Source organism: Pseudomonas bubulae (genome assembly GCF_900618535.1).
In the GTDB taxonomy this organism is placed as follows: domain Bacteria; phylum Pseudomonadota; class Gammaproteobacteria; order Pseudomonadales; family Pseudomonadaceae; genus Aquipseudomonas; species Aquipseudomonas bubulae.
On sequence record NZ_UYJA01000004.1, the window covers coordinates 544,548 to 556,750 of the forward strand.

Here is a 12,203-nt window from a genome sequence, read left to right on the forward strand (position 1 = left end):
CTTGAAGTGTGCGCAGGAGATTTGCACCGTTAAAACCTCACGGAGGTTTCTATCTCAATGGTTTTAGCGAGGTTGCGCGGAAAGTTATCCACAGGCGCCCGGCATGCAGGCGCTGAAAGGCAGGGCTCAGTGGCGGGTCTTGCTGTGTTCCTGACGCCACTGGCTGAGTTCGATCACCTGAGCGCTGGGAATGACACTTGGCTCGGCTTCGGTCTGGAACGGGTAGGGCGGCAGCTCGATTTTTACGCTGTGGGCGCCGAACTGGGTGATGGTTCCGGTATGACGCTGATCACCGGTCACCGTGAATTCAAAGTTATACACACGGGCCAGGCGTTTATGGCCGTTGGCGTCGGGGATCAGACCGATTTTTTTAAGCGCCACGTTTTCATCGAGCAGTTCGATATCGAGGTTTTTGCAGTGTTGCTTGACCCGCTCCAGCGCCCGCTCGCGCAGCCCGTGGTTGTGCCACAGCCAGGCAGCGCCTGCAGCCAGCAGCATGAGGACGAACATATTTCCCAGGGTCAGCATTACATGTGCTCCAACAGATTGTGCTCAGCTTAACTGCGTCTTCAACCTGTCGTACAGGCCGCGTTTGGTCGCATACTGCGTGGCTTGAATCCACCCGTAGTCTGGAATCCGGCATGAAACGTACACCTCATTTACTCGCCATCCAATCCCACGTGGTTTTCGGCCATGCCGGCAACAGCGCAGCGGTTTTTCCCATGCAGCGCGTCGGGGTGAATGTCTGGCCTCTGAACACGGTGCAATTCTCCAATCACACTCAGTATGGCCAGTGGACGGGGGAAGTGTTGGCTCCCGAGCAAATTCCTTCGCTGGTCGACGGAATCGCCGCCATCGGCGAGCTGGGCAGCTGTGATGCGGTCTTGTCCGGTTACCTGGGCAGTGCGGCGCAGGGGCGGGCCATTTTAAGCGGGGTGGCGCGTATCAAGGCTGTTAATCCCCATGCACTGTACCTGTGCGACCCGGTAATGGGGCACCCGGAGAAAGGTTGTATCGTGCCTCAGGAAGTCAGTGACTTTCTGCTTGAAGAAGCTGCCGCTATGGCCGATTTTTTGTGCCCCAACCAGCTCGAACTGGACAGTTTTTGCGGCCGTCATCCGCAATCGTTGTTTGACTGCCTGGCCATGGCCCGCAGCTTGCTGGCCCGCGGCCCGAAAGCGGTGCTGGTGAAGCATTTGTCGTATCCGGGCAAACCGCCTGAAAGTTTCGAGATGCTGCTGGTCACGGCAGAGGGCAACTGGCACTTGCGTCGGCCGCTGCTTGCCTTCCCGCGCCAGCCAGTGGGCGTAGGCGACCTGACCTCAGGTTTGTTCCTGGCGAGAGTGCTGCTGGGCGACAGCCTGGTGGCTGCGTTTGAATTTACCGCTGCGGCGGTGCATGAGGTGTTGCTGGAAACCCAGGCCTGCACCAGCTATGAATTGCAGCTGGTACGGGCCCAGGACCGCATTGCCCATCCGCGTGTGCGGTTTGAGGCAGTGCCGATCAGTTTGTAAGCAAACTGAACAAAACCTGTGGGAGCGGGCTTACAGTGTTTCGTCTTTTAGCTCGCGGTAGCGCTGCTCCAGCTCCTGACGGATCTGGCGGCGTTGCTTGCCCTGGATAAAGCGGCGCTTGTCTTCGCTGTTCACTGGCTGCAACGGAGGAACAGCGGCCGGCTTACGGTCGTCGTCCACGGCTACCATGGTGAAGAAGCAGCTGTTGGTGTGGCGCACCGAGCGCTCGCGGATATTTTCGGTAACGACCTTGATGCCAACTTCCATCGAGGTGTTGCCGGTGTAGTTGACCGAGGCGAGGAAGGTCACCAGTTCACCGACATGAATCGGCTCGCGAAAAATCACCTGATCCACCGACAAGGTGACCACATACCGCCCCGCATAGCGGCTGGCGCAGGCATAGGCGACTTCATCGAGGTACTTGAGCAGGGTTCCGCCGTGAACATTGCCAGAAAAATTGGCCATGTCCGGGGTCATCAAGACCGTCATCGACAGTTGGGAGTTTCCGGGTTCCATAGCAGCAGGCTCGTGGTTGTGTTGCAGCAGTGAAATGGGTATCTCTGTGGATACTTGTCGATTTTTGAAACAGTGATTAACGGGACGCTGCCGTGTTGGCTGCCGTCACGCTTATCTCTATCTGTTTCCATATATTGCACCGCCTTTCTGTCGCAAGTCGCGGTGTTAACCTGCAAAAGTCCGTTAGTCGGATACTTCCTACATTTTAAACAGTCGATACGCGCGGCCTGACAGGCTGTGTCTGTCGTCATGTTGCCTGGTGAATATCAAACAAGGAGTGCCACGCCATGCATGCCATCAGTTTTATTCAGGATCTGGCAGTCATCATGCTGGTCGCAGGTGTGGTGACGATTCTTTTCCACAGGTTCAAACAGCCGGTGGTACTGGGCTATATCGTTGCAGGTTTTATTATCGGCCCGCACACCCCGCCGTTTGGCCTGATTCACGATGAAGAAACGATCAAAACCCTGGCTGAGCTGGGGGTGATCTTTTTGATGTTCTGTCTGGGGCTGGAGTTCAGCCTGCGCAAGTTGTTCAAGGTCGGGGCCACAGCCTTTATCGCAGCGTTTATGGAAATCACGCTGATGATCTGGATTGGTTATGAAATTGGCCGCTGGTTCGACTGGAACACCATGGATTCGCTGTTTCTGGGCGCCATCCTGGCCATTTCATCTACCACCATCATCGTCAAGGCCCTCAACGACCTCAAGATGAAAAACGAGCGCTTTGCCCAGCTGATTTTTGGCGTGCTGATCGTTGAAGATATTTTGGGTATCGGGATTATTGCGCTGCTGTCGAGCATTGCGGTCAGCGGCAGCGTCAGCCCCGAAGAGGTTTTTTCGACCGTCGGTAAATTGTCATTGTTTATGATCGTGGCGTTGGTTATCGGCATTTTGCTGGTGCCGCGTGTGCTGGCGTATGTAGCCCGATTCGAAAGCAATGAAATGCTGCTGATCACTGTGCTGGGCCTGTGTTTTGGCTTTTGCCTGCTGGTGGTCAAGCTGGAATACAGCATGGTGCTCGGGGCGTTTTTGATCGGTGCAATCATGGCCGAGTCGCGTCAGTTACTGAAAATCGAGCGCCTGATTGAACCGGTGCGTGATTTGTTCAGTGCAATATTCTTTGTCGCCATCGGGTTGATGCTCGACCCGGCCATCCTGCTGGAGTACGCGCTGCCAATTGTGGTGATCACTATCGCCGTGGTGCTGGGCAAGATGCTCTCCTGCGGGCTGGGGGCGTTTATCGCAGGCAATGATGGACGTACCTCGCTGCGAGTTGGAATGGGGCTTTCGCAGATTGGGGAGTTTTCTTTCATTATCGCGGCGCTGGGTATGACATTGCAGGTCACCAGCAGCTTCCTGTACCCCGTAGCAGTGGCCGTCTCCGTATTGACCACCCTGATGACCCCTTACCTGATTCGCGCCGCAGACCCGCTCTCGCTCAAGCTGGCACAGGTGGTGCCTGGTCGCTTGTCACGGGTGTTGGGGTTATATGGCGAATGGCTGCGCAGTATTCAGCCACAGGGCGAAGGGGCGTTGTTGGCGGCCATGATTCGCAAGATCTTGCTGCAAGTTGGGGTCAATCTGGCCCTGGTCATCGCTATTTTCTTTGCCGGCGGTTATTTCGCACCGCGCATCGGCCGTTATTTGCAGGGCTGGATTCTGGAGCCGAGCTGGCAAAAAGGGATGATCTGGGGGGCTGCTTTGCTGCTGTCGTTGCCGTTCCTGATTGCGGCGTATCGCAAGCTCAAGGCGCTTTCGATGCTACTGGCCGAGATGGGGGTCAAGCCGGAAATGGCAGGGCGCCATACGCAGCGCGTGCGCCGGGTGATCTCGGAAGTCATCCCGATTCTGTCGTTGCTGGTGATTTTTCTGCTGCTGTCGGCCTTGTCGGCAAGCATCCTGCCCACCAACGAGTTGCTGATGGTGATTGCGGTGGTGGCGGCGGGGGTTGCGGCGCTGTTGTGGCGCTGGTTTATCCGGATTCACACGCGCATGCAGGTTGCACTGCTGGAAACGCTGGATAACCACAAGGAGGGGGGGCACTGACAGCCCGCTGACCAATGGCTGGAAAGCGGGGATGCCCGGGGGCTGTTGATGTTTCGTTGTGGCTCACAACGAAACGTCAACCAACCCTGGAGGTATCAGCTTTCCAGCCAGACGTCGCGCGCCCAGTGCCAGACCGATTCCCAGGTTTCTTCAGTGACGAGTTCTTCTTCGCCGGACCACAGCACCACGGTGCCGTCTTCTTCCACGCAGTAGTAGTCGTCGCCGTCCTGGCAAATAGGGATCAGGCTGCGATCAACGCCAGCATCCCAGGCATTTGCCGCCACTTCCGGCAGGTAGGTGTGTGATTGTGGGTCGGTCACTGTGACCGGCTCCAGGCTGCCATACACCACGTCACTGACGGTCAGCAGAAATTCTCTGAAGACAAATGGAATATCGATGAACAGCTGCTCTTCGATTTCCACCAACTGGTCTTCTTCAGGCAGTTCCAGGGGAACCGGTACAGGCTCGTTTTTTTCGCGTAGCTCTTCAATAATCTCTTCCACGACCTCATCCTCATGCTCTATGGCGCGGTTTATATGACGCGCTTTATACAGTAGCTCGTTATAAGTGCAATCGTGAAATGCAAAGCCCCGGACAAGTCCGGGGCTTTGGTAAACGCATGTGTAACTCGCAGGGTTAGCCGTTCTGGCGGATACCTGCCACCAGCCAAGGCTGGTTTTCGCCTTGCTGACGTTCCATGTTCCAGCTTTCGCTGAAGGCTTCGCCCTGGTCAAAGCGCGAGTTTTTCGACACGCCGCTGAAGGTCAGGGTTGCAATGGTTTTGTCTGCGCGATCGTCCAGGCCGTCCAGTTGCACGGTCAGGTTGTCGATGTAGGTGGACTGGAAGCCATCACCCAGCTCAGCGCGTTCACGCTTGAGGAAGTCGAGCATCTGCGGGGTCACGAACTCGGCGATCTTGTCCATTTCGTTGGCATCCCAGTGCTGTTGCAGGGACTGGAAATGGTTGCGCGCGGCTTCCAGGAAGTTTTGCTCGTTAAACCAGGCTGGAGCGTTGATCACCGGACGTGCTGCAGGGGCAGCCGAACCACCGAAGATCGAAGCAGCAGGCTTGGCGTCGAACGCTTCGCGTTGCATGGGTGCGTGGCCAGCAGGGGCCATCATGTCAGCTTGTTTGCGACGACGGGCCGCGATAAAGCGGAAGATCAGGAAGGCGATAACCGCCATGATCAGGATGTCGAAGAACTGCATGCCCTGGAAGCCGCCGCCCATGAACATGGACGCCAGCAGGCCACCGGCAGCGAGGCCGGCCAGAGGGCCGAGCCAGCGCGAAGCACCGCCGGCCTTGGCTGCGGCGCCTGCGGCACCGGCAGCCGCCGGGGCTGCAGCTGGAGCAGCTTGACGCGTTTGGTGGCTAGGCGCTGCACCCGCGCTTTTGCCGCCACCGAAGCGCTTGGCGTTCGCGTCGATGCTCATCGTCAAGCCGATGCACAACGCCATGGCGATGCTAAGAAAACGTTTCATAAGGGGTTCCCATTTGTGGATATCACGCGCGCCATGTTGCACAGATGAGTTGTGACTGGCTAGCGGTGAAGTGTTTCGGGCTTTTGCTTATTTGTTTGTAGGGCTAGGATTTATTTTGCGTAGGAGAACATGTGGGAGCGAGCCTGCTCGCGAAAGCGGTGTATCAGCCAACAATAATATTGACTGATGCGCTCTCTTCGCGAGCAGGCTCGCTCCCACAGCGGTTTGCCTTACCTTATTCCCGCCAAGCTGTCGGGTTGCTGTCAGACCGCCTCAAGTTTGGCGTAGCCCATCATCAGCCATTTGCTGCCTTCGCTGAAGTTGACCTGTACCCGTGCCTGGGCACCTGCACCCTCGAAATTGAGGATGACGCCTTCGCCGAAGACCGCATGCTTGACCATCTGGCCGAGTTTGAATTCGGTTTCGGGAATCTCCGAACCACCAAACAGGGTGCTGGCGCTCTGCTTTTGACCGCCGCCGAAAGGACGACTGACACTGTTGGATAGTCGGACTTCCTGGATCAGACCCTTTGGTACTTCGCGTACGAAGCGTGAAACCTTATTGTAGGTTTCGCTGCCGTACAGGCGTCGGGTTTCTGCGTAGGTCATCACCAGGTTTTGCATGGCGCGGGTAATGCCTACGTAGGCCAGGCGTCGTTCCTCTTCGAGGCGACCGGGCTCTTCCAGGCTCATTTTGTGCGGGAACAGGCCTTCTTCCATGCCTACCAGGAACACGTACGGGAACTCCAGGCCTTTGGCGCTGTGCAGCGTCATCAGCTGAATACCGTCTTCATGCTCTTCGGCCTGGGTATCGCCAGCCTCCAGTGAGGCATGCCCGAGGAAGGCGGCCAATGGCGACAGCTCTTCGTCTTCGTCATTGTTCTCAAAGTTGCGTGCTGCGCTGACCAGCTCCTCAAGGTTTTCTACCCGGGCCTGGCCTTTTTCGCCTTTTTCCGCCTGATGGTAGGCAATCAGCCCGCTTTGCTCGATCACGGTTTGCGTCATCAGATGCAGAGGCATGTCCATGACTTTTGCCGCGAGGTTTTCGATCAGTTCCATAAAGCCGGCAATGGCACCCGAAGCACGGCCCGGCAGGGCTTTATTGGCGATCAGCTGGCGCATTGCTTCCCACATCGACACGTCGCTGTGACGTGCGTGTTCGCGAATGGCTTCGACGGTTTTTTCGCCAATGCCGCGGGCAGGTACGTTAATCACCCGCTCCAGCGCCGCATCATTGCCGCGACCTTCGAGCAGGCGCATATAGGCCATGGCATTTTTGATTTCCGCGCGTTCGAAGAAGCGCTGGCCACCATAGATGCGGTAAGGGATGCGCTCGCGCAGCAAGGCTTCTTCAAGCACCCGCGACTGGGCGTTGGAACGGTACAAGATGGCGATATCGCTATGGGCGATGCCGGTTTTCAGAGCGCTTTCGATGGTTTCAACCACGTAGCGCGCTTCGTCATGTTCGTTGAACGCGGCGTACAGATTGATGGCTTCGCCTTCGCCGCCGTCAGTCCACAGCTCTTTGCCCATGCGCCCGGTGTTGTTGGCAATCAGGGCATTGGCCGCTTTGAGGATGCCCGCCGTGGAGCGGTAATTTTGCTCCAGACGAATGGTCTCGGCATCCGGGAAGTCGGTTGAGTACTGATAGATGTTTTCGATTTTTGCGCCGCGCCAGCCGTAGATCGACTGGTCGTCATCACCGACCACCATCAGGCTGTCGCCGCCCTGGGCCAGCAACCGCAGCCAGGCATATTGCACGGCGTTGGTATCCTGGAATTCGTCTACCAGGATGTGCCGGAAGCGTTTCTGGTAATGCGCCAGCAAGCCCGGGTTGTCGCGCCACAAATCAAGGGCACGCAGCAGCAGCTCGGAAAAATCGATCACACCGGCGCGTTGGCACGCGACCTCATAGGCCTCGTAAATATTGCGCATGGTGGCCAGGAACAAGTCGCCGCTGGCCTGGATATGTTTGGGGCGAAGGCCTTCGTCTTTTTGACCGTTGATAAACCACTGGGCCTGACGTACGGGCCAGCGCTGTTCATCCAGCCCCAGCTCACGGATCACACGCTTGACCAGGCGTTGCTGGTCGTCGCTGTCGAGGATCTGGAATGTCTGGCTAAGGCCGGCTTCTTGCCAGTGAGCCCGCAGCAGACGGTGAGCCAGGCCGTGGAAGGTGCCGACCCACATGCCTGCCGGGTTGATACCCATCAACTGCTCGATGCGGTGGCGCATCTCGGCAGCGGCCTTGTTGGTGAACGTCACCGACAGCACAGAGTGCGGGGACGCGTTTTCGACCTGGATCAGCCAGGCGATACGGTGCACCAGCACACGGGTTTTGCCGGAACCAGCGCCGGCCAGGACCAACTGACGCCCGACACTGGCCGTGACGGCCTGACGTTGGGCATCGTTGAGAGAATTTAACAAGAGAGAGAGATCATCGCGCATCGGAGCATTTTAGGGGCTGTTGGTGTTTCATTGCTAGCTGCGTGGCCGCCTTGGGCCGAGCGGTCAAAAAGCCGGACAATAAACGTGCCTAGCTGATTTCATCCATTTAATAGCGCCTGTGCGTTTGGTCACGGGCATTGCTTGTGTATGCTCGGGCGACTTTTTGGCTCATCTACTGATAAGAATTTCGCCGATGGTTCAGAGTTTAAATTCGCCGGGTATTTTTTTCGGCATAGGCATCGGTTTTTTCCTGCTGGCGGGCGGTCTGGGATGGCAGGTCAAGCGGATCAGGCAACGGCGCATGGTGCGCCGCTTGCGGCATCAAGGTTTGCGCGAAGATTTGCAGCAAGCGAATGTCCGTAGTGAGCAACTCAATACCGAGCTTGCCTATGAGGTCGAGCAACGCCGTTTGAGCGAAGCGCGGGTGCGCCACCTGACCCGTTTTGATGAGCTGACCGGGCTGGCCAACCGCCTTCTGTTCAAGGAACGCCTGGAGGAGGCTAGCCAGCGTGTACGCCAGGGCTCGTGCAACCTGACGTTGCTGCACATCAATCTCGATCGTTTCAAATTGCTCAATGACAATTTCGGGCATGAGCTGGCGGACCATGTGCTGCAAAAAATGGCCGAACGCATCACCAAGGCCTTGCCTGAGGCCGACACCATTGCGCGCCTGTCGGGTGATGAATTTGCAGTGCTGTTTGATGCCTATAACAGCCTGACCAGCCTGGCGCGGGTCGCGACCCGGCTGCTGGACAAGCTCGGTCGGCCGCTGGTGGTGGATGGCCATGAGCTGGTCATCAGTGTGTCAATGGGCATCAGCATGTTGCCCGACAGCGCGCGCGATATTGCCAGCCTGGTCCATCAGGGCAACAAGGCCATGCAGCAGGCCAAGCACCTGGGCGGTGGCAGGTTTCAGTTCTACAGTGACAGCCTGCATGGCAGCTCCCTTGAACGGCTGCAGCTGGAAAACCAACTGCGCAAAGCCATTAGCGAACGCCAGCTCAACGTGTTCTATCAACCCAAGCTGTGCCTGGCCACAGGGCGTCTGCACGCCGCCGAAGCGTTGGTGCGCTGGGATCACCCGCAACTGGGTAATGTGCCGCCAGGCAACTTTATTGTCCTTGCCGAAGAGACCGGCCTGATCAGCGCCATCGGTGAATTTGTACTGCGCGAAGCCTGCCGGCAAGCGTGTGAATGGCAACGAGCAGGGCTGGCGCCAATACGGGTATCGGTGAACTTGTCGGGGCATCAGTTGCGCCAGGGCAAGCTGGTCAGCCTGGTGCGCCAGGTACTTGAAGAAACCGGGCTGGCGCCGCACTGCCTGGAACTGGAACTGACAGAAAGCCAGTTGCTCGACAATGTTGAATACGTCATCGCTACCTTCCAGCAATTGCATGAACTGGGGGTGAAGCTGGCAATCGATGATTTTGGCACCGGCTATTCATCGCTCAGTTACCTCAAGCGATTTGCGGTGGATTACGTAAAAATCGATAAAACGTTTATTCACGGCGTGGGTCGTTGCAGCGAAGACGAGGCCATCACCCTCGCAATTATTGCCATGGCCCACAGTCTGGGCCTTAAAGTGGTGGCAGAAGGCGTTGAAAACGAGGCGCAGCTGGCATTTCTCAAGACTCGCCAGTGCGACGAAGTGCAGGGCTATTTGATCAGTCGTCCGATAAACGCAGTGCAATTCAGCGATTTACTGCGTAACGGTGTAGTGGTCTTGTAGTGCCAAAAAGGGCTACATGGCCCTCAAGCGGCTTGAATCAAGGGAGATAACTGGATAGTTGATGGCGTATTGGCTGGGCAGAAAACGAATTCTTGTAGTATAACTACAAGATTGCTACATCCCCGGCGCCCGCCGCTTACAGACCGAGTCCTGCCCTTTGAACCTGCTGCAACATATTGCCCAGTCACGCCACCTGTTACGTAAATCGGAACTCAAGGTCGCCGATCACGTGCTGCTTGATCCTGCGGCTGTAATGCACAGTTCCATGGCCGACCTTGCCCACAGTGTCGGAATCAGCGAGCCGACCATCGTGCGTTTTTGCCGGGCGATAGGCTGTTCCGGGTTTCAGGACCTGAAACTCAAGCTGGCGCAAAGCCTGGCGGCCGGTGCCAGTTTTGGTCAGTTCGCGATCCATGAAGACGATTCGGTAGCGGACTACAGCCTGAAAATTTTCGACACCACGCTGCATACCTTGATGGACGTGCGCGAGAAGCTCGATCCGATAGCGCTGCAGCGTGCCGTGACAGCCATGTCGCAAGCGCAGCGTGTCGAGTTTTATGGGTTTGGTGCCTCGGGCGCGGTTGCGGCGGATGCCCAGCACAAGTTTTTCCGTCTGTTGCTGACCGCGGCGGCCTATTCCGACCCGCATATGCAAGCGATGTCGGCCGTGACCTTGAAGCCTACCGACGTGGCGATCTGCATTTCCCAGTCGGGCCGTTCCAAAGACTTGCTGATCACCGCCAACCTGGTGCGTGAAAGCGGCGCGACCCTGATTACCTTGTGCCCGAGCCAGACGCCGCTGGCGGAGCTGGCAACCGTCAATCTGGCGATCGATGTGCATGAAGACACCGAAATCTATACCCCGCTGACCTCGCGTATTGCCCACCTGGTAGTGATTGACGTGTTGGCAATGGGTGTTGCCATGGCCCGAGGCCCGAGCCTGGTCAACCACCTCAAGAGCGTCAAGCGCAGCCTGCGCAGCTTGCGTCTGTCGCCTAAATCACTGAAAAGCCACGAAGATTAAAAGCGCACAACATCTTCTGTGGGAGCGGGCTTGCTCGCGATAGGGAATGCCGCCGTGTGACAGACACACCGCAGCGCCTGAATCGCGAGCAGGCCCGCTCCCACGCAGAGCTCACATTCAGCGTTCATCCCCCTGTCATCCCACCTTCGCCAAGTCGTCATAAACAAGGTGCATCGTAAAGCTCCCGTACACGCCTTGGGAGACTCGAAATGGCTCAGCCTTACGAAGAACGCAATAGCGCCGTCAAAACCCGCCGTCAGCAAGAAGACCAGCGCCGCATGGCCTTCCGTCGCGCGATTGAAGACCATACGAGCCAGCGCCAACTGCGTCTGGAAACCTCTGATTACCCTGACCTGGGGTCGATCAACTACTGGCAGTCTGCGTCGGCAAGTGACCGTCGAAGCGCTCAACCAACGCGCTGATTTGCAGGCGCTCACTGCGAATAAACCCCAGAAATGCATGCGCCACCGGTGACAGGCGCTTGGCCTTGGCCTGCACCACGCACCAGCTGCGATACAGCGGCAACTCCTCGACCGGCAGTTCGCACAGCAGGCCGGTCGCCAGCTCCAGGTTGACGGCGTGGCGGGTCAATAACGCCACGCCCAACCCGGCTACCGCGCACTCGCGCTGCGACTCGTTGGACGACACTTCCAGCGTCTGATTGAAGTGAACGCGCTTTTCCTTGAAATACTCCTCACACGCCATGCGCGTGCCCGAACCCTGCTCGCGCATCAGCAAGGTATAAGGCTCCAGATCCTGCAAATGCAGCGGACCCCGGTTGCACAACGGATGATCAGCGGGAGCCACGGCCACAATCGGGTTGTTCAGAAACGGCAAGAATTCCAGGCCCATGTCCTGGGGCACCATCGACATGATCACCAGATCATCGCGGTTATCTGACAGCCGACGAACGGCCTGCGCCCGGTTGACCACCGTCAGTTGCAAATTGACTTCCGGATGCTGGCGCTTGAAGGCCGCAAACAGATGCGGCACAAAATATTTCGCGCTCGACTCTACGGCCAGTTTCAACTGGCCTTGCAATGACCCGAGCATGTCGGAAAGTTGCATGTCGAGGTTTTCCAGCCGGCCGAAAATATCCCGACTGGCCAACTGAAGCGCTTCAGCGGCTTCGGTCATGTACAGCTTTTTGCCGACGTACTCGAACAATGGTTGGCCAACCAGCTCTTCAAGCTGACGAATTTGTAGACTTACGGCGGGTTGCGTCAGCGACATTTCTTCTGCTGCGCGGCTGTAAGAACGCAAATCACAGACTTCGTTAAACACCTGTAATTGGCGAAAAGTGATACGCATCAATGACTTACGCATTTTTATAAAATTATCCGAAGCGACAAGTGATCTGACTATAAGTTATTACTTATGCACGACCCAAGAATTATTGATTTTTGTTTATCACTGCGTGGGTCTAGTGTGACGACACAACGG

Annotated in this window: 11 protein-coding genes; 5 read left to right on the plus strand and 6 right to left on the minus strand. The window is 57.1% G+C overall.

What is annotated here, in order from left to right; translation table 11 throughout:
• Positions 1 to 126 precede the first annotated feature (126 nt).
• Entirely contained in the window at positions 127 to 528 is a 402-nt protein-coding gene (locus tag PPTH39_RS17100) for a DUF3301 domain-containing protein (protein WP_094999552.1), read from the minus strand.
• 113 nt (positions 529 to 641) lie between these two features.
• Between PPTH39_RS17100 and pdxY the strand changes: the two genes are divergently transcribed.
• On the plus strand, positions 642 to 1,514 hold the full coding sequence (gene pdxY, locus PPTH39_RS17105; protein WP_095020586.1) for a pyridoxal kinase PdxY: 873 nt from the start codon (positions 642 to 644) through the stop codon (positions 1,512 to 1,514).
• A gap of 30 nt (positions 1,515 to 1,544) precedes the next feature.
• Here the strand turns inward: pdxY and PPTH39_RS17110 are convergent, their stop codons facing one another.
• Complete coding sequence (locus tag PPTH39_RS17110; RefSeq protein WP_094999550.1) at positions 1,545 to 2,030, minus strand: acyl-CoA thioesterase; 486 nt, start codon at positions 2,028 to 2,030, stop codon at positions 1,545 to 1,547.
• 287 nt (positions 2,031 to 2,317) lie between these two features.
• Here PPTH39_RS17110 and PPTH39_RS17115 point away from each other — a divergent pair, with 287 nt between their 5' ends.
• Positions 2,318 to 4,078 carry a cation:proton antiporter gene (locus PPTH39_RS17115; protein ID WP_094999549.1) on the plus strand — a complete coding sequence of 587 codons (1,761 nt, stop codon included), beginning with the start codon at positions 2,318 to 2,320 and terminating at the stop codon, positions 4,076 to 4,078.
• Between the two features lie 95 nt (positions 4,079 to 4,173).
• On the opposite strand, the gene PPTH39_RS17120 is transcribed toward PPTH39_RS17115, so the two are convergent.
• From PPTH39_RS17120 to uvrD, 3 genes are all read right to left on the minus strand, one after another.
• Positions 4,174 to 4,581, minus strand: a complete 408-nt coding sequence (locus PPTH39_RS17120; protein WP_016782918.1) for an SMI1/KNR4 family protein — start codon at positions 4,579 to 4,581, stop codon at positions 4,174 to 4,176.
• A 133-nt stretch (positions 4,582 to 4,714) separates the two neighbouring features.
• Complete coding sequence (locus tag PPTH39_RS17125) at positions 4,715 to 5,560, minus strand: Tim44 domain-containing protein (protein ID WP_095038456.1); 846 nt, start codon at positions 5,558 to 5,560, stop codon at positions 4,715 to 4,717.
• Positions 5,561 to 5,823: 263 nt separating this feature from the next.
• Complete coding sequence (gene uvrD, locus PPTH39_RS17130; RefSeq protein ID WP_094999547.1) at positions 5,824 to 8,007, minus strand: DNA helicase II; 2,184 nt, start codon at positions 8,005 to 8,007, stop codon at positions 5,824 to 5,826.
• 193 nt (positions 8,008 to 8,200) lie between these two features.
• Between uvrD and PPTH39_RS17135 the strand changes: the two genes are divergently transcribed.
• The 3 genes from PPTH39_RS17135 to PPTH39_RS17145 all read left to right on the plus strand — a co-directional run bounded on the left by PPTH39_RS17135 (position 8,201) and on the right by PPTH39_RS17145 (position 11,182).
• Entirely contained in the window at positions 8,201 to 9,736 is a 1,536-nt protein-coding gene (locus PPTH39_RS17135) for a putative bifunctional diguanylate cyclase/phosphodiesterase (RefSeq protein ID WP_130872232.1), read from the plus strand.
• Positions 9,737 to 9,893: 157 nt separating this feature from the next.
• Positions 9,894 to 10,760: a transcriptional regulator HexR gene (gene hexR / locus PPTH39_RS17140; RefSeq protein WP_094999545.1), complete on the plus strand. Its 867-nt coding sequence runs from the start codon at positions 9,894 to 9,896 to the stop codon at positions 10,758 to 10,760.
• Between the two features lie 209 nt (positions 10,761 to 10,969).
• Entirely contained in the window at positions 10,970 to 11,182 is a 213-nt protein-coding gene (locus PPTH39_RS17145; protein WP_094999544.1) for a PA3496 family putative envelope integrity protein, read from the plus strand.
• Here the strand turns inward: PPTH39_RS17145 and PPTH39_RS17150 are convergent.
• Complete coding sequence (locus tag PPTH39_RS17150; RefSeq protein ID WP_130872233.1) at positions 11,124 to 12,086, minus strand: LysR family transcriptional regulator; 963 nt, start codon at positions 12,084 to 12,086, stop codon at positions 11,124 to 11,126. The two genes, PPTH39_RS17145 and PPTH39_RS17150, sit on opposite strands and share 59 nt — an antisense overlap.
• Between the last annotated feature and the right edge of the window lie 117 nt (positions 12,087 to 12,203).